Source organism: Duganella lactea (assembly GCF_009857505.1).
GTDB classification, from domain to species: domain Bacteria; phylum Pseudomonadota; class Gammaproteobacteria; order Burkholderiales; family Burkholderiaceae_D; genus Rugamonas; species Rugamonas lactea.
This window is the reverse complement of sequence record NZ_WWCP01000007.1, coordinates 112,109-130,145: the sequence shown is the minus strand read 5'-3', so window position 1 is coordinate 130,145 and position 18,037 is coordinate 112,109. Positions and strand designations below refer to the sequence as shown.

Sequence of the window (18,037 nt, the reverse complement as noted above, 5' to 3'; positions counted from 1 at the left end):
TTAGTGCTTGGCTTCGCCGATCAGCGCAACCGAATCGAACTCGCGCTGGTTGGCCATGTGCCGGCGCAGGATGTACAGCATGGTGCCCGCCAGGAACAAGCCGAACGCCAGAATAATCAGGTTCAGATTCAGATGGGCGCGCAGCATCAGCGAGTACACCGCCAACATGGTCAGGATCGACAGGTTCTCGTTGAAGTTTTGCACCGCGATCGAATGGCCCGCGCTCATCAGTACGTGGCCGCGGTGTTGCAGCAGCGCGTTCATCGGCACCAGGAAGAAGCCGCCCATCAGGCCGACCAGGATCAGCATCGGATAGGCCAGCGTCACCGAGTTAATCAGGACCACGCTCATCACCACCACACCCATGGCGATGCCAACCGGAATCACGCTCATCGACTTGCGCAAGGTGATGAAGCGCGCCGAAATAATCGCGCCCACCGCCACGCCGATCGCCACCACGCCCACCAGGCTGGTCGACTTTTCATAGCTTAGGTGCAGCGCGCGGCTGGCCCATTCCAGCACGATGAATTGCAGCGTCTGCGCCGCACCCCAGAACAGCGTGGTCACACCCAGCGAAATCTGGCCCAGCTTGTCTTTCCACAGCATGCTGTTGCAGTTGGCGAATTCGCTGATCAGCTTTGCCGGATTGGTTTCCTGATGACCGTAGACGCAGCCGGTGTCCGGAATGCGCGTGTTGAACAGCGCCGCCACCGCGTAGATGCCGACCACCACGCACAGCGCCGCCTGCACCGGACTGTTGATGCCGGTATCGATCATCGGCACATCGATGCTCAGCAGCATGGCCGAGATGCGGTCGCCGACCAGCGCGCCGCCCAGCACGGTGCCGAGAATAATCGAGATCACGGTCAGGCCCTCGACCCAACCGTTGGCCGCCACCAGTTTTTCCGCCGGCAGCAATTCGGTGAGGATGCCGTACTTGGCCGGCGAATACACGGCCGCGCCAAAACCGACCACGGCGTAGGCAATCAGCGGGTGAACGTGGGCGAAAATCAGCAGACAACCAACAACCTTGATCAGGTTGGAGATGAACATGACCTTGCCCTTGGGCATCGAATCGGCGAACGCGCCGACAAAGGGCGCCAACAGCACATAAAACAGGATAAAGGACAGCTTGAGGAGGGGAGTGAGCCACCCTGGCGAGTTCATCGTTGTCAGGAGGTCGATCGCGACAAACAGCAGCGAGATGTCCGCGAGGGACGAAAAAAACTGCGCCGCCATGATGGTGTAGAAACCACGATTCATTCTGGGATAGCCTGGAAAACTTATCTGGCTTGCTTTATACCACGCTTTGTTCGTATCCCCAAGAAATGAGCGGTGTGCTGGAGCCCCGTTTTAACGCTCAGGCGTTAAAATAACGCCTTCGTTGAACCCGCCGAAATGAGATGTATGCCGAGGCCGATATTAGCAACTATTCATGTTGATTCCATGAAGCAAAACTTGGCCAAGGCCAAGTCCCTTTCTCCTGGCGCCAAGGCTTGGGGCGTGCTCAAGGCAAACGGCTATGGTCACGGTCTGGAGCGCGCCATGCGCGGTTTCGCCGAGGCCGATGGCCTGGCGCTGATCGAAGTCGACAACGCGGTCAAGCTGCGCGAACTGGGCTGGAAGAAGCCGATACTTTTATTGGAGGGTTTCTTCAGTTTGTCCGACCTGCACACCATGGCCGGTTACGACATCCAGGCGGCCGTGCATTGCGACGCGCAGCTGGCATGGCTGGAGCAGGTGGCGCCGCAACTGAGCGAGCGCGGCATCCGCTTCGACCTGCATCTCAAAATGAATACCGGCATGAACCGGCTCGGCTTCAAGCCGGAGGCGTTCGCCGCCGCGCACGCGCGTCTGAGCGCGATGGCCTGCGTCGGCGGCATCACCATGATGACGCACTTCGCCAATGCCGACGACATCGAACACCCGCTGCTGCCGATCGCCGAGCAGATCCGCCGCTTCGAGCTGGGCGCGGCCGGCCTGCCGGGCCCGCGCAGCCTGTCGAATTCGGCCGGCGTGCTGCTGCATCACGCATTGCGCAACGATTGGATTCGTCCCGGCATCATGCTGTACGGCGGCTCGCCGGGTGGTGGCGGCGCCGAGCAATTCGGCCTGCAGCCGACCATGACCTTGAGCAGCGAAATCATCGGCGTGCAGGAGATCGGCGCCGGTGAGGCGGTCGGCTACGGCAGCCGCTTTCAGGCCGAGGCGCCGATGCGCATCGGTGTGGTGGCCTGCGGTTACGCCGACGGTTATCCGCGCGTGGCGCCGCTGGGCACGCCGGTGCTGGTCGATGGCGTGCGCACCCGCCTGGTTGGCCGCGTGTCGATGGACATGCTGACCGTGGACTTGACTGATTTGCCGCAAGCGCGCATCGGCAGCAAAGTGATACTTTGGGGCAAGGGTCTACCGATCGATGAGGTGGCGGCGGCGGCCGGCACCATCGGCTATGAGCTGATGTGCGCGCTGGCGCCACGCGTGCCGGTGGTTGAGGACTGAACGCATGGCGAAGGCAAAAACCAACTACACCTGCAACGAGTGCGGCGCCAGCGCCACCAAGTGGACCGGCCAGTGCGCCGCCTGCCAGCAGTGGAACACGATGGTCGAGACGGTGGTCGAGGCCGGCGGTAACAACCGTTACTCGCAGCCGGCCCACCTGGCGCTGGCGCAGACGGCGCCGGTGCTGTCGCTGGCCGATATCGACGCCATCGACGTGCCGCGCTTCGGCACCGGCATCGAGGAGTTCGACCGCGTGCTGGGTGGCGGCCTGGTCGCTGGCGGCGTGGTGCTGATCGGCGGCGATCCCGGCATCGGCAAGTCGACCCTGCTGTTGCAGGCGCTGGCCAATGTGTCGCACCTGAAGAAGGTGTTGTATGTGTCGGGCGAGGAATCCGGCGCGCAGATCGCGTTGCGCGCCAAGCGGCTGCAGGTCGACGCGCGCGACTTGAAGTTGCAGGCGGAAATTCAGCTGGAGAAAATCCTCGGCACGCTGGCGGACCTGAAGCCGGAAGTGGCGGTCATCGATTCGATTCAGACGGTGTATTCGGATGCCTTGAGCTCGGCGCCGGGTTCGGTGGCGCAGGTGCGCGAGTGCGCGGCGCAACTGACGCGCGTGGCCAAGCAGACCGGCGTGACCATCATTCTGGTCGGCCACGTCACCAAGGAGGGCGCGCTGGCCGGGCCGCGCGTGCTGGAGCACATCGTCGACACCGTGCTGTATTTTGAGGGCGACAACCATTCCAGTTTCCGCCTGGTGCGGGCGATCAAGAACCGTTTCGGCGCGGTCAATGAGCTGGGCGTGTTCGCCATGACCGAGAAGGGCCTGAAGGGCGTGTCGAATCCATCGGCCTTGTTCTTGTCGCAACACGACAATCAGGTGCCGGGTTCCTGCGTGATGGTGACACAGGAGGGCACGCGGCCGCTGCTGGTGGAAATCCAGGCGTTGGTCGATGCCAGCCATCTGCCTAACGCGCGCCGTCTGTCCGTCGGTCTGGAGCAGAATCGGCTGGCGATGCTGTTGGCGGTGCTGCACCGGCATGCGGGTATTGCGGCCTTCGATCAGGACGTGTTCATCAACGCGGTGGGCGGCGTCAAGATCAGCGAGCCGGCGGTCGACCTGGCGGTGTTGTTGGCGATTAATTCATCGATGCGCAACAAGGCGCTGCCGAGCGGCTTCGTGGTGTTTGGCGAGGTGGGCCTGGCCGGTGAGATCCGACCGGCGCCGCGCGGACAGGAGCGCCTGCGCGAGGCGGCCAAGCTGGGCTTCTCGATGGCGATGATTCCAACCGCCAACGCGCCCAAGCAGCCAATTGAAGGGATGACAATAATCGCGGTGGATCGCATCGATGATGCGTTCAATAAGCTGCGCGAAATCCAATAACGTTGTATTGTTACGTGCTGCAATCGTCAACATGGAAAATTGCGTAATTGTAACTAAAGGATAACAAAGTGTTAGTGGATCAAAGGTCAGGCGCACGCAAAATTGTGCGCTCCAAGGCGGTCGTGGTGATGGATGGCATGCCGCCGATGCAGGCGCGCACGCTCGATATCAGCGGCGGCGGCTTGACGGTCACGTTCGACCATAAACTGTCGACCGGCGACATCGGCATGGTGTCGTTCGAGTTGTTCGTCGAGGGCAAGGCGCAAGTGCTGAGCTGCCGTTCGCGGGTCAATTACTGCATTTTCAGCGGCGACCACTTCAAAATCGGCTTCCAGTTCATGAATCCGGACATGGCCACGATGGCCACCATCAATAAATTCCTGCGCTGAGCGCGACGGGCCCGGTGTAACGGGCGCGTGGCCGTATCAGCCGGTTGGCTTGCACCTGCTCCAACGCATGGGCCAGCCAGCCGACGCAGCGACCGGTGGCAAACAAAATCAATGGGGCGTCTTCCGGCAAATCGCAGGCCGCGGTGAGCACGGACAGGGCGTAGTCGATGCTGGGCAGTTCGCCGGCCTGCTGTTCGGCTGCCAGCGCCAGTTCCGCATGCGGTGAAATTTTCGGCAGTCGCTTCAGCAGCGCCGCCGCGCGCGGGTCGCCGTCCGGGTATAGCGGGTGGCCGAAGGCGGGCAGCGGGCGTTTGCTGTCCCGCCAACGGCGTACCGCTTCCTCGGCCGAACAGGCTTGCGCCTGCACGATCAACAGGGCGAATTCGGCGGCGGCGCCGCCATGCAGTGGGCCGGTCAGCGTGGTCAGGCCGGCCAGCACGCCGGCCGCCAGCGATGCGCCGGTCGAGATGGCGACGCGGGTGGCGAAGGTGGAGGCGTTCAGTTCGTGATCGGCCATCAGCACCAGTGTGCGGCGGATCAGGTCTTCATGCTGTTCGGCGCGCCAGGCGATGGCCAGGCGGCGGCTGATGGTGTCGGCGGCGTGGCCGCCCGGCTGCGCTCCCGCCAGAGCGGCGACCAGCGTGGCGAGGACGCTGGCCGCTTCCGCCCTGAGTTCCGCGGCGGGGCGGCCCAGCGATGGCGGGTCCAGCGCGCTGCGGCGGGCGAGGGCGACCAGAGCGGCGGTCAGCGCGCCGTCGTGCGTGGCGACGGGCGAGACGCCGCTGGCGCCGGCCGGCCAGATGGCGCCGGCCTCGGCGGGCGAGCATTCCCACAGCAGGGCGGCGATGTCTTCAAGGCTGGCGGTTTCGGCCAACGTGGCGGCGTCGTGGCCGCGATAGAGCAGGCGGCCGTTGAGCGCGGTGGAGACGGCGGATGGCAGCACCGGGTCGCCATACTGCATCGCCTGCGCGCTGACCGCTTCGACCTTGCGCCGCCCGTTGGCGCGCCGAGCCATGCGCAGCACGTCGTCGCCGTGGTAGCGGCTGCGGCGCGGATCGTCATCATCGGGCCGGGTGCGGATTTTTCCTCGGCTGACGTTGGCGTACAGCGTTTGCGGGCGGACGTTGAGCACTTGCAGGGCCTCTGCCGCGGTCATCCAGACCATTTCCATTTCCTATATTGACACTTCAAGTCAAGATTGACGAGCGTGGACCGGCAGTCCTAAGCTAGGGTCAAGCTTAACTGATCTGGAGTCGGTATGTTGAACGCTGTGTGGTCTGCGTTGGGATTGCCGGAGGCGGCGCTGGATGCCGTGACGGTCGTGGGCGAGGGCGCGTTGCCGTCGTATTTCGCGGTCACCGATCTGGCGACGGCCTCGGTCGCTGCGGCGGCGCTGGCGGTGCGTGAGTTGATGGCGGCGCAGGGCCATCCGCCGGCGTCCGTGCAGGTGGATCGCCGGCTGGCGTCGCTGTGGTTCAGCTGGTCGATCCATCCGGTGGGCTGGGAGCGGCCACCGCTGTGGGATGCGATGGCGGGCGACTACGCCACCGCCGATGGCTGGATACGTCTGCACACCAACGCGCCGCATCACCGCGCGGCCGCGCTGGCGGCGCTCGGCTGCGCCGATCATCGCGCGGCGGTGGCGCGTGCCGTGGCCGGCTGGCGCGGGCTTGCGCTGGAAGAGGCGGTGGTCGCGCACGGCGGTTGCGCGGCGGCGATGCGTTCAATCGCCGAGTGGCACGCGCACCCGCAAGGATTAAGCGTTGCCGCCGAGCCGTTGATGGCGTTCATGCCGGCGGCGGACGCGGCGCTCAGCGGCGGCGACTGGGCATGGCGGGCCGGACGGCCGCTGGCCGGCCTCAAGGTGCTGGACCTGACGCGGGTGCTGGCCGGCCCGGTGGCCACGCGCTTGCTGGCCGGCTATGGCGCCGACGTGCTGCGCATCGATCCGCCCAGCTGGAACGAGCCGGGTGTGATTCCGGAAGTGTCGCTGGGCAAGCGCTGCGCGCGGCTCGATCTGACGGTCGCCGCCGATCGCCTGGTCTTTGAAAACCTGCTGGCGCAGGCCGATGTGCTGGTCCACGGCTACCGGCCGGACGCGCTTGAGCGGCTGGGGTATGGCGAAGCCTTCCGGCGCCAGCGCAATCCATCGCTGATCGACGTTGCGCTGAACGCCTACGGCTGGAGCGGCCCGCTGGCCGGGCGGCGCGGCTTCGACAGCCTGGTGCAAATGAGTTGTGGCATCGCCGATCACGGCATGCGGATGCGGAGTGCGGACAAGCCGCTGCCGCTGCCGGTGCAGGCGCTCGACCACGCCACCGGCTACCTGATGGCGGCCGCCGTGGTGCGCGCGCTGATCGCCCGGCTGACGGAAGGCCGCACGCTGCGCGCCCGGCTGTCGCTGGCGCGCACCGCGAAGCTGCTGATGGATGCCGGCGCGGGCGACTCGGTAGCCGATGATGGCGGACTGGCGCCGGCGGGCCCGGCGGACTTCGCTGCGCCACGGGAATCCACCGAGTGGGGCCCTGCGCGTCGCTACCGTCCACCGGCGACCATAGACGGCGCGCCGATGTGCTGGGACCGCCCGGCAGGCAGCCTCGGCGCCTCGCCGGCGTGCTGGCCGGCGGATAAGGGGTAGAATCCCCCTTTATTCACGGCTTTGGTGCAAGCATCCATGTTGCATACTATGTAAGTACCAACAGGGCGGAATCATCATTATGGCGACAATCACTTCCACGACCGGCTCGACCAGCCAGGGCGTTTCGACGGACGTCTACAACCGCGTCCTGCAAACCATGACCCCGCAAGCCAACGCGGCGGCCAAGCTCAACGCGTCCATCACCAAGGACCAGACCAAGCTGTCGGCGCTGGGGCAATTGCAAAGCGCGCTGGCCAACTTCCAGCAGATCGCCGCCAGCCTCACCGGCGACGGCCTGAGCACCAGCGCCGCCAGCTCGGCCAAGACCGTGCTGACCGCCAGTTCGACCGGCGCGGCCAAGGCCGGCACCTACGCCATCGACGTCAAGCAACTGGCGCAGGGGCAGTTCCTGACCAGTGACGAATTCATCCCCGGCAAGGATGGCAAGGTTGGCGCCGGCGCCACCACCACCATCAAGATCGACTTTGGCAATACCGACGGCAAGTCCTTCAATACCGTTGGCAGCAGCAAGAGCGTCACCATCGACGGCAGCAACAACACGCCGGAAGGCATCGCCGCCGCGTTCAAGGCCGCCGGCGTGGACGTTACCGTGGTCAACGGTGACAACGGCCAGTATGCGCTGTCGCTTTCCGGCAAGGCGGGCGCGGACAACAGCATGCGCATCAGCGTCAGCGGCGACGCCACGCTGAAGAACCTGCTGACCTACGATCCGGCCGGCACGCAAAAGCTCAAGCAGACCACCGCCGCGCAGGACGCCATCCTGCTGGTGGACGGCAAGGAAATCAAAAGCAGCAACAACAGCATCAAGGACACCGCCATCGGCGGCGCCACGCTGAACCTGGTGGGCAAGGGCAAGAGCGATATCGCCATCACCCAGTCGTCCAGCCAGATCGGCGACAACCTGAAGGCCTTCGTCTCCGCCTACAACGATCTCAACGCCAAGATGCAAAAGCTGCAAAAGGGCGAACTGAAGTCCGACACCGCGCTCAACCAGGCGATCGGCCAGATGGGATTGCTGCTGAAAACCGGTGGCGGCAGCGTGTCGGTGACCAAGATGGCGGCGATTGGCCTGAGCCAGGACAAGGACGGCAATCTGCAACTGGACGACAAAAAACTGCAAGCCGCCCTGAGCGCCGATTCATCCGCCGTGGCCAAGCTGTTCACCACGGACGACAAGCGCGGTCTGGCCGACCTGCTGTCGGCGAAAGCCGCGTCGCTGACCTCGACCAACAGCGTGCTGAACAAGCAAACCTCGCTGACCACCAACGAAATCGCCAGCCTGAACACCAAGAAGGCCAGCATGACCAAGGCCATGACCGCGCAAGCCACGGCCCTGGCCGCGCTGTACACCGCCCAGGCCCAGACCGGCGCCGGCAGCGCCCTCAATGGCAAGGGCGGCACCGGCACTTTGTTCGACATGCTGGGCTGAGATTTCTCAACGAATCCCTTGCATCCGGGCGATGGATGCCCGATCATCACGGCTTGTGTCTGAAATCCACATTCTGGAGGTGTTATGGCAGGTAAGTTCGTTGGCGCGGCGCTGTTGGCTGCTGGTTTGATGGTAGGCGCGGTGCAGGGAGCTGCGGCGCAAGAGGAAAAAGTCCTCAATATCTACAACTGGTCGGACTATATCGCCGAGGATACGGTTAAGAATTTTGAAAAAGAAACCGGTATCAAGGTCCGCTACGACCTGTTCGATAACAACGAAATCCTGAATTCCAAGCTGGTGGCCGGCAAGTCCGGCTATGACATCGTGGTGCCGACCGCCCAGTGGGCGCGGTTGCAGATCGATGGCAAGCTGCTGCGCAAGCTGGACAAGTCCAAGCTGCCGAACCTGAAAAACCTCGACCCGGCCATCCAGGCCAAGCTGGCCGCCATCGATCCGGGCAACGACTACCTGGTCGACTGGATGTGGGGCTACACCACGGTCGGCATCAATGTGAACAAGGTCAAGGCCGCCTTGGGCAATCTGCCGATGCCGGACAACGCGTGGGAGCTGATCTTCAATCCGAAGTACGCGTCCAAGCTCAAATCGTGCGGTGTGTCCTTCCTCGATTCGCCATCGGAAGTGCTGCCGCCGGCGCTGATCTACGCCGGCAAGCCGGCCTTCTCGAAGAACGCCGCCGACTATGCCGAGGCCGGCAAGGTGCTGCAAGCGATCCGTCCTTACGTCACGCTGTTCAGCTCGTCGGGCTACATCAATGACCTGGCCAATGGCGCCGTCTGCGTGGCGCTGGGCTGGTCGGGCGACATCAACATCGCCCGTCAGCGCGCGATCGACGCCAAGAACGGCAATGTGATCGAGGCGCTGGTGCCGAAGACCTCGGCCGCGCTGGTGTTCGACACCATGGCCATTCCGGCCGACGCGCCGCACCCGAACAACGCGCACCTGTGGATCAACTACATCCTGCGTCCGGAAGTGCACGCCAGCCTGACCAACAAGGTGTTCTACGCCAACCCGAACGCGGCCAGCATCAAGTTCGTGCGCAAGGATATCGCCGGCAACAAATCGGTGTTCCTGTCGGAAGAGGACAAGAAACGCATGACGCCGCCGGAGGCGGTGCCGGCCGATATTCGCCGTCACATCACGCGCATCTATACGAAGTTTAAAACCGGCGTTTGATGCTGATGCATGCCGCTCCCGCGTCAGCGGGAGCGTTTGCCAAGTATGGATGCCGGCGTCCGCCGGCATGACGCTATTCGTGATAGCGATCGATGAGCTTCTGTTTGCTGCCCCGCATTTCCTGGACCAGTTCGTAGACGACCAGGGTGATCATGCCGCCAAAAATCCCCATGGTGAGCAAGGTGAACATCATGATGGACTCCCCCTCCGAGTTGACACAATTAAACTCTAGCAGAAGGCCTTCGCTTTACAAGCTATTTCACCACCAGGTCCGCCGCCATCACCGCTTTGAGATACACACTCATCGGCTCACCCGGTTCGCGCTGCGCGAACCACCACGCGCTGGCTTTGCGGATGTCCCATTCGAGGTCGTCGCCGGTCAGCAGCAGCGAGGCCACTTGGCCCAGCGTGGGCTGATGGCCGACCACCAGTACCGAATCCTTGTTGCCCGGCCAGTTGACCGCCTTCAGAATGTCGGCCGGATCGGCGCCCGGGGCCAGGTCGGTGTGGATCTTGAATTTGCGTCCCAGCGCCTCGACCGTCTGCAAGGTGCGCACGGCGGGGCTGGATAGAATCCGGCAACTGTCCGGCAATTGCGAGTTCAGCCATTGCCCCATGCGGCGCGCCTGCTTCTGCCCCTTGCCGGTCAGCGCCCGTTCCAGATCGGTCATGCCGGGCGCCGCCTCTTCGGCCTCGGCGTGTCGCCATAAAATCAGATCCATGCCGTTCTCCCCAGTGATGTGTGTCTACAGCGGCCGTCAATCCCCCAGATGCGCGTTGGGCGTGCCCAGCGTGTCCATCAGGTGTTGCTGGGCGCTGAAGCTGACTTGCTTGCCGCGCGCCCGGCGGCGCTGGTAGTGGCCGTCCGGCTCCAGTTCCCAGGCATTGGTATTGTCCTTCAGGTACGGGCTTAGACCTTCGGTCATGACCCGGCGTTTCAGCACCTTGTCCAAAATCGGGAAGGCGACTTCGATGCGGCGGAACAGATTACGGCTCATCCAGTCGGCGCTGGCCAGATAGGTGTCGTGCGCCAGGTCGTTGCGGAAGTAGTAGATGCGGCTGTGCTCCAGGAAGCGGCCGATGATCGAGCGCACCTTGATGTTTTCCGACAGCCCCGGCACGCCCGGCCGCAGCATGCAGGCGCCGCGCACGATCAGGTCGATCTTGACGCCGTCCTTGGACGCCGCGTACAGCGCGCGGATCACCGACTCGTCCACCAGTGCATTGATTTTAACAATAATCCGGCCGGGCCGCCCGGCGCGCGCGATGCGCGCCTCGTTGCGGATGGCCTTGATGATTTCGTTCTGCAGCGCGAACGGCGCCAGCCACAGATGGGTCAGCCGGTGCGGCTTGGTCAGCGAGGTCAGGTGGATGAACACCTCGTTGACTTCCTGGCTGATGCCGGGATGGCAGGTCAGCAGACCGAAGTCGGTGTAGAACTTGGTGGTGGTCGGGTGATAGTTGCCGGTGCCGAGGTGGGCGTAATAGCGCAGCTTGTTGTCCTCGCGGCGGATCACCAGCGCCACCTTGGCGTGCGTCTTCAGGCCGACCACGCCGTACACCACCTGCGCGCCGGCCTGCTCCAGCTTGTCCGCCCAGTTGATGTTGGCCTCCTCGTCGAAGCGCGCCTTCAGTTCAACGATGACGGTGACTTCCTTGCCGGCGCGGGCGGCGGCGATCAGCGATTCCATCAGGTCCGAGTTCATGCCGGTACGGTAAATCGTCTGCTTGATCGCCACCACATTCGGGTCGAGCGCGGCGCTGCGGACAAAATCGATCACCGTCTGGAACGACTGGTAGGGGTGGTGCAGCAGGATGTCGTTCTTGCGCAGCGCGGCGAAAATGTCCTGGTTGCCCGGCTTGTGCGCCAGGCCGGGGAAGAATGGCGGGAAACGCAGTTCCGGATTGTGCACATGGTCCATGATCTCGTTCAGACGGACCAGGTTGACCGGGCCGTTGACGGCGTACAGGCGGCTCTGGTGCAGGCCAAACTGGTCGAGCAGGAATTGCGACAGCTCCGGCGGGCAATTCATCGCCACCTCCAGCCGCACCGAGGCGCCGAACTGACGGCCGACCAGCTCGCCCTTGAGGGCCTGGCGCAGGTTCTTCACCTCGTCCTCGTCAACCCACAGATCGCTGTCGCGGGTGACGCGGAACTGCGAATAGCCAATCACCTCGCGGCCGGCGAACAAATCGGAAACGTGGGCGTGTATCACCGACGACAGCAGGCAGAAGGAAATGCCGCCATGGCCGGCCAGATGGTCGGGCAGGCGGATCACCCGCGGCAGCACGCGCGGCGCCTTGACGATGGCGATGCCGGTGCCGCGGCCGAAGGCGTCCTTGCCGCCCAGCTGGACGATGAAGTTCAGGCTCTTGTTGACCACCTGCGGGAACGGGTGCGCCGGATCGAGGCCGATCGGCGTCAGCAGCGGCCGCACCTCGGTGTCGAAATATTCCTTGACCCAGGCGCGCTGCGCGTCGTTGCGCTCGTTGTGGCGCACCAGATGGATGCCATGGGCGGCCATCTGGGGCAGGATGTCGTTATTCAGGATGTCATATTGATGCGCCACCAGCAGGTGGCACTCATTACTGATACGCGACAGCGTGGCGACCAGGGCGGGGTGGTGCGCCAGCGAGCCGTCGGCGGCGCCGGCCGCCAGCAGGCTGGCCACCCGCACTTCAAAAAATTCATCGAGGTTGCTGCTGGCGATGCACAGGTAGCGCAATCGTTCCAATAAGGGGATGTTGCGGTCTTCCGCCTGCGCCAGTACGCGGCGGTTGAACATCAGTTGAGACAATTCCCGGTCCAGAAAGGCCGAGTTCTTATTTGCGTCCGCATGCAAGTCAGGCTTCATGTCTTTTAAATCACTTTGCAGTTGTGGTCATTCTAGCGTGTTTAAGCCAAGAATGATTGCAACAGTGTAAAGAAGAAATATGACATCTTCGTGACAAATCCTGTCATAAATGACCGCCAATTATGACAGACGGGCGTCACAGTCGGGCGCGACTTGGCCTGGTTTCATAGGGCGATGTAGTGTGCCGGCTATTTTTGAAATATTTTGGCCATGTCATAAAGCTGTCATATTGGCCCGATAGACTGCGCAGCATCCTAACCTGTCATAACAAAGGACTTGAAATGCGACTGAAACAATTGATCTCTTCCCTGATGGTTGGCGCAGCGGCCGTAATGGCTTTCTCGTCGGCCGCTCACGCCGCCGATATGACCGGCGCCGGCGCCACCTTCCCATACCCAATCTACGCTAAATGGGCAGAGCAGTACAAAGCCACCACCGGCAACGGCCTGAACTATCAGTCCGTCGGCTCCGGCGCTGGCATCAAGCAGATCAAGGCCAAGACCGTCGACTTCGGCGCATCGGACGCGCCGTTGAGCGCCGCCGACCTGGACGCCGAAGGCCTGATGCAGTTCCCGGCCATCATGGGCGGCGTGGTGACGGTGGTCAACCTGGACGGCATCGCTCCAGGCCAACTGAAACTGACCGGCCCGATCGTGGCGGACATCTACCTGGGCAAGATCACCAAGTGGAATGACCAGGCCATCGCCGTTGTGAACCCAGGCGTCAAGCTGCCAGCCGAAGAAATCACCGTGGTGCACCGCGCCGACGGTTCGGGCACCTCGTTCCTGTTCACCGACTTCCTGTCGAAAACCAGCCCTGAATTCAAAACCAAGGTTGGCGCCGCTACCGCCGTGAAGTGGGTGGTTGGTGTCGGTGGCAAGGGTAACGAAGGCGTCGCCGCCAACGTGCAGCGTATCAAGGGTTCGATCGGCTACGTCGAGTGGGCCTACGCCAAAAAGAACAAAATGGCGCACACCCAGCTGAAAAACAAGGACGGCAACTTCTTGCAGCCTGACGACGAGTTCTTCAAAGCCGCCGCCGCCAACGCCGAATGGACCAAGACCCCAGGCTTCGGCGTGGTACTGACCGACCAGGCGGGTAAAAACTCGTGGCCGATCACCGGTGTGTCCTTCATCCTGATGCACAAAGTGCAGCAAGATGCCAACAAAGGCAAGGAAGTCGTCAAGTTCTTCGACTGGGCCTTTAAAAACGGCGGCCAGGCTGCCACCGAACTGGACTACGTGCCGATGCCGGCCAACGTCGTCAAGCTGGTGCAGGAATCCTGGAAAGCCAACCTGAAAGACGCTTCGGGCAAGGCGATCTACTAAGCCGGACCTTCCCTTCGCCGCCGCCGTCGGGCGGCGAGGGGGTTAGCCTGCGGTGCCCAGTCGGACGCCGCAGGCTAGCTATCATCCACCGAGAAAAAATATGAGCGCAGATATCACTTCCACGCCACTATCCAAGACAGAGCCGGCCATGCAGCCCAGCACCGCACCACAGTCCGCCGGGGAACAGGCTGCCATGCAGTCGATGCTCCGCACCATGCGCAAGCAGCGCATTCAGGATTTCTTCTTCCACAAAACCACGATGATCTTCGCGCTGTCCGTGCTGGCGGTGCTGCTGGGGATTATCTTTTCGCTGATGGTCGGCGCCTGGCCGGCCTTCAAGGAATTCGGCCCGGCCTTCATCACCCGCGTCGAATGGGACCCGGTCAATGACCAGTATGGCGCGCTGATCGCCATCGTCGGCACGCTGGCCACCTCCGGCATCGCGCTGCTGATCGCCTTCCCGATCTCGTTCGGCATCGCGCTGTTCCTGACCGAAATCTGCCCGGCCGCGCTGCGCCGTCCGCTGGGCACGGCGGTCGAGCTGCTGGCCGGCATTCCGTCGATTATCTACGGCATGTGGGGCCTGTTCGTGTTCGCGCCGCTGTTCGGCGACTATGTGCAGCCCTTCCTCAAAGCCACCCTTGGCCAGATGCCGGTGATCGGCCAGTTCTTCACCGGCCCGACCATGGGTCTGGGCCTGATCACCGCCGCGCTGATCCTGGCGGTGATGATCATCCCCTTCATCTCCTCGGTGATGCGCGACGTGTTCGAGATCGTGCCGGCCGTGCTGAAGGAATCCGCTTACGGCCTCGGCTGCACCCGCTGGGAAGTGGTGCGCAAGATCGTGCTGCCGTACACCAAGACCGGCGTGGTCGGCGGCGTCATGCTGGGCCTCGGCCGCGCGCTGGGCGAGACGATGGCCGTGACCTTCGTCATCGGCAACGCCAACAAGCTGTCGTGGTCGCTGTTCGCGGCGGGCAACTCGATCGCCTCGACGCTGGCCAATGAATTCGCCGAATCGGATACCGCGCTGCACACCTCGTCGCTGTTCGCGCTGGCGCTGATCCTGTTCGTCATCACCTTTATCGTTCTGTCCGCCGCCAAGCTGATGCTGGCCGGCATGTCTCGCAAGGAAGGCGTCAAATAATGAGCGCAACTCTGGAAAAAGCGGCGATGAACCCGGTTTATCGCAAACGCCTGTTGATGCACCGTGTCGGCATCGCGCTGTCGGTGCTGGCCATGTCGATCGGCCTGATCGCGCTGGCCTGGATTCTGGTCACGCTGATCATCAAGGGCTTCGGCGCGCTGAGCATCAATATGTTCACGCAGAACACGCCGGCGCCGGGCAGCGAGGGCGGCGGCCTGCTGAATGCGATTTTCGGCAGCTTCCTGATCGTGTCGCTGTCGACGCTGATCTCGACCCCGATCGGCATCCTGGCCGGCATGTACCTGGCCGAGTACGGCGAAGAAAACAAGATCGCGGCGGTGACCCGCTTCGTCACCGACATCATGTTGTCGGCGCCGTCGATCGTCATCGGCATGTTCGTCTGGGCCATGTATGTGGCCACCTCCAAACACTATTCGGGCTATGCCGGCTCGATCGCGCTGGCGCTGATCGCCATCCCGGTGGTGGTGCGCACCACCGACAACATGCTGCGCCTGGTGCCGAACAGCTTGCTGGAAGCCGCCTTCGCGCTGGGCGCGCCGCGCTGGAAAGTGGCGATGATGGTGCGTCTGCGCGCGGTCAAGGCCGGCGTCATCACCGGCGTGCTGCTGGCGGTGGCCCGCGTGTCGGGTGAAACCGCGCCGCTGCTGTTCACCGCGCTGAACAACCAGTTCTTCAGCTCGGACATGAACGCGCCGATGGCCAACCTGCCGGTGGTGATCTACGGCTTTGCCATGAGCCCGTATGACAACTGGCGCGAACTGGCCTGGGGCGGCGCGCTGCTGGTGACCTTCAGCGTGCTGGCACTGAACATCATCGCACGCACCGTATTTGCCCAAAAAGCCCCGAACTAATTAGACAAAGCGAATCCCTACATGAACACGCAACTGAGCCAAGAGAACGTCGCCACCATGCCACAAGGCAAACGCAAAACCATCGAAATTTCGGGCCTCAATTTCTTCTACGGTAAAACCCAGAGCCTGCACAACGTCAACCTCGACATTCACGAGCGCCAGGTGACCGCCTTCATCGGCCCGTCGGGCTGTGGCAAGTCGACGCTGCTGCGCACGCTGAACCGCATGTACGACCTGTACCCGGGCCAGCGCGCCGAGGGCTCGATCATGTACCGCGGCCGCAACATCCTGGAGCAAGGCCAGGACTTGAACATGCTGCGCGCCAAGGTGGGCATGGTGTTCCAGAAGCCGACCCCGTTCCCGATGTCGATCTACGACAACATCGCCTTCGGCGTGCGCCTGTACGAAGACCTGTCGAAAGGTGAGATGGACGAGCGCGTCGAATGGGCGCTGAAGAAGGCCGCGCTGTGGACCGAGGTCAAGGACAAGCTGAGCAAGAGTGGCCTGTCGCTGTCCGGCGGCCAGCAGCAGCGTCTGTGCATCGCCCGCGGCGTCGCCGTCAAGCCGGACGTGCTGCTGCTGGATGAGCCGACCTCGGCGCTGGACCCGATCTCGACCTCGAAAGTGGAGGAACTGATCTCCGAGTTGAAGCAGGACTACACCATCGCCATCGTCACCCACAACATGCAGCAGGCGGCCCGTTGTTCGGACTACACCGCGTATATGTACCTGGGCGAGCTGGTGGAATTCGGCGAGACCGACCAGATCTTCATGAATCCGGCTCGTAAAGAGACCCAGGATTACATCACCGGCCGTTTCGGCTGATCGACCTTATAATACAAATTCGCAACTGGAGAGCAGCATGATCGGTGAGCATTCATCCAAACAGTACGACAACGAACTGGAAGCCATTCGCAGCAAGGTGTTGCTGATGGGCGGTATCGTCGAGACCCAATTCCTCGACGCCATGACCTGCTTCCGCATCGGCAACGCCGAGCGCGCTGAGCGCGTGATGCGCGAGGACGACGCCGTCAACCAGCTGGAAGTGCAGCTGGACGACCAATGCAGCCACCTGATCGTGCGCCGCCAGCCGGCCGCCAACGACCTGCGCACCATCATGGCGACGATCAAGGTCATCACCGACCTGGAGCGCATCGGCGACGAGGCCACCAAGATCGCCCGCACCGCCAAGCAGCTGCACGCGCGCGGCGCGGTGACCGTCAGTCACTATGAAATGGTACGCAACATTGCCAACAACACCAGCGACATGCTGCACGACGCGCTGGACGCCTTCGCCCGCAACGACGGCAAGCAGGCCTTGCAGCTGATCGCCCAGGACGCCGTGATCGACCATGAATTCCGTTCCATCATGCGCAACCTGATCACGTTCATGATGGAAGATCCACGCACCATCTCGGCCGCGCTGGACACCCTGTGGGTGGCCAAGGCGATCGAGCGCATCGGCGATCACGCCAAGAACATCGCGGAATACGTCATCTATGTGGTGGAAGGCCGGGATATCCGCCACACCAAGATGCCTGCCGCGGAAACCGAGCCGGAACAGGCTGAGTAAATAAAAATATCTTGCAATGGCATCTGATAAAACGACTGTACTGATTGTTGAAGACGAGCCGGCAATTGTCGAGCTGGTGACGTTTTCGCTGCGCGAAGCGGGCTGGAACTGCTGCGCCGTGCAAAGCGCGGGCGAGGCCTGGGATTTCATCCAGAGCAAGACCCCGCAACTGATCCTGCTGGACTGGATGCTGCCGGATTCGACCGGCTTGCGTCTGCTGTCGCGCATCCGCTCGGACCGTCAGTTCAACGACATCCCGGTCATCATGCTGACGGCGAAAAGCATGGAAGAGGACAAGCTGGCCGGCCTGAACAGCGGTGCCGACGACTACATCACCAAGCCGTTCTCGCCGCGCGAGCTGCTGGCGCGGGCCAAGGCGCTGCTGCGCCGCAAGGCGCCGGAGCACGCGCAGTCGGCCATGCGCGCCGCCAACATCATGCTGGACCCGGTCAGTTGCACCGTTTCCATGGACGAGCAGAAGATCGATATCGGCCATGCCGAGTACAAACTGCTGAAATTCCTGCTGGCGCACCCGGAACGTGTGTTCTCGCGCAGCCAGCTGCTGGACAAGGTGTGGGGCGATCATGTGGTGATCGAGGAGCGGACCGTGGATGTGCACGTGCTGCGTCTGCGCAAGGCATTGAAGGAAGCCGAGCATCTGATCAAGACCGTGCGTAGTGTCGGCTATATGCTGTCGGAAAAAAGCTGAGT

At 62.9% G+C, this 18,037-nt stretch carries 16 protein-coding genes; 12 read left to right on the top strand and 4 right to left on the bottom strand.

The genetic code is table 11. From position 1 onward, the window contains the following. Positions 1–1,263 carry a lysophospholipid transporter LplT gene (lplT, locus tag GTP44_RS08930; RefSeq protein ID WP_160988599.1) on the bottom strand — a complete coding sequence of 421 codons (1,263 nt, stop codon included), beginning with the start codon at positions 1,261–1,263 and terminating at the stop codon, positions 1–3. Positions 1,264–1,407: 144 nt separating this feature from the next. Between lplT and alr the strand changes: the two genes are divergently transcribed. The 3 genes from alr (at position 1,408) to GTP44_RS08915 (ending at position 4,269) form a co-directional block, all read left to right on the top strand. Next, positions 1,408–2,499 carry an alanine racemase gene (alr, locus tag GTP44_RS08925; protein WP_161019154.1) on the top strand — a complete coding sequence of 364 codons (1,092 nt, stop codon included), beginning with the start codon at positions 1,408–1,410 and terminating at the stop codon, positions 2,497–2,499. 4 nt (positions 2,500–2,503) lie between these two features. Then, positions 2,504–3,880, top strand: a complete 1,377-nt coding sequence (gene radA / locus GTP44_RS08920; protein ID WP_160988601.1) for a DNA repair protein RadA — start codon at positions 2,504–2,506, stop codon at positions 3,878–3,880. Positions 3,881–3,948: 68 nt separating this feature from the next. After that, on the top strand, positions 3,949–4,269 hold the full coding sequence (locus GTP44_RS08915; protein ID WP_161019153.1) for a PilZ domain-containing protein: 321 nt from the start codon (positions 3,949–3,951) through the stop codon (positions 4,267–4,269). Here GTP44_RS08915 and GTP44_RS08910 read toward each other — a convergent pair. Next, positions 4,250–5,434, bottom strand: a complete 1,185-nt coding sequence (locus GTP44_RS08910) for a citrate synthase (RefSeq protein WP_161019152.1) — start codon at positions 5,432–5,434, stop codon at positions 4,250–4,252. The two genes, GTP44_RS08915 and GTP44_RS08910, sit on opposite strands and share 20 nt — an antisense overlap. A gap of 93 nt (positions 5,435–5,527) precedes the next feature. Between GTP44_RS08910 and GTP44_RS08905 the strand changes: the two genes are divergently transcribed. From GTP44_RS08905 to GTP44_RS08895, 3 genes are all read left to right on the top strand, one after another. After that, a complete protein-coding gene (locus tag GTP44_RS08905; RefSeq protein ID WP_161019151.1) occupies positions 5,528–6,907 on the top strand; it encodes a CoA transferase in 1,380 nt (459 codons plus the stop codon). 79 nt (positions 6,908–6,986) lie between these two features. Next, positions 6,987–8,357 (top strand): flagellar filament capping protein FliD, encoded by a 1,371-nt coding sequence (gene fliD, locus GTP44_RS08900; RefSeq protein WP_161019150.1) that lies wholly within the window; start codon positions 6,987–6,989, stop codon positions 8,355–8,357. A gap of 84 nt (positions 8,358–8,441) precedes the next feature. After that, entirely contained in the window at positions 8,442–9,551 is a 1,110-nt protein-coding gene (locus GTP44_RS08895) for a polyamine ABC transporter substrate-binding protein (protein WP_161019149.1), read from the top strand. Between the two features lie 254 nt (positions 9,552–9,805). Here the strand turns inward: GTP44_RS08895 and sixA are convergent, their stop codons facing one another. Together sixA and ppk1 are read right to left on the bottom strand one after the other, a co-directional pair. Next, positions 9,806–10,273 carry a phosphohistidine phosphatase SixA gene (sixA, locus tag GTP44_RS08890; protein ID WP_161019148.1) on the bottom strand — a complete coding sequence of 156 codons (468 nt, stop codon included), beginning with the start codon at positions 10,271–10,273 and terminating at the stop codon, positions 9,806–9,808. A gap of 36 nt (positions 10,274–10,309) precedes the next feature. Beyond that, on the bottom strand, positions 10,310–12,406 hold the full coding sequence (ppk1, locus tag GTP44_RS08885) for a polyphosphate kinase 1 (protein ID WP_161019147.1): 2,097 nt from the start codon (positions 12,404–12,406) through the stop codon (positions 10,310–10,312). A gap of 281 nt (positions 12,407–12,687) precedes the next feature. Between ppk1 and pstS the strand changes: the two genes are divergently transcribed. The 6 genes from pstS (at position 12,688) to GTP44_RS08855 (ending at position 18,035) form a co-directional block, all read left to right on the top strand. Next, complete coding sequence (gene pstS / locus GTP44_RS08880; RefSeq protein WP_161019146.1) at positions 12,688–13,734, top strand: phosphate ABC transporter substrate-binding protein PstS; 1,047 nt, start codon at positions 12,688–12,690, stop codon at positions 13,732–13,734. 148 nt (positions 13,735–13,882) lie between these two features. Continuing rightward, positions 13,883–14,881: a phosphate ABC transporter permease subunit PstC gene (gene pstC, locus GTP44_RS08875; RefSeq protein ID WP_160988610.1), complete on the top strand. Its 999-nt coding sequence runs from the start codon at positions 13,883–13,885 to the stop codon at positions 14,879–14,881. Then, entirely contained in the window at positions 14,881–15,753 is an 873-nt protein-coding gene (pstA, locus tag GTP44_RS08870; RefSeq protein ID WP_160988611.1) for a phosphate ABC transporter permease PstA, read from the top strand. Before pstC ends, pstA begins: the two co-directional genes overlap by 1 nt. A gap of 21 nt (positions 15,754–15,774) precedes the next feature. Continuing rightward, positions 15,775–16,578 (top strand): phosphate ABC transporter ATP-binding protein PstB, encoded by an 804-nt coding sequence (pstB, locus tag GTP44_RS08865; RefSeq protein WP_202412626.1) that lies wholly within the window; start codon positions 15,775–15,777, stop codon positions 16,576–16,578. A gap of 37 nt (positions 16,579–16,615) precedes the next feature. After that, complete coding sequence (gene phoU / locus GTP44_RS08860) at positions 16,616–17,326, top strand: phosphate signaling complex protein PhoU (protein WP_160988612.1); 711 nt, start codon at positions 16,616–16,618, stop codon at positions 17,324–17,326. A gap of 16 nt (positions 17,327–17,342) precedes the next feature. Then, a complete protein-coding gene (locus tag GTP44_RS08855; protein ID WP_160988613.1) occupies positions 17,343–18,035 on the top strand; it encodes a response regulator in 693 nt (230 codons plus the stop codon). Positions 18,036–18,037: the final 2 nt, after the last annotated feature.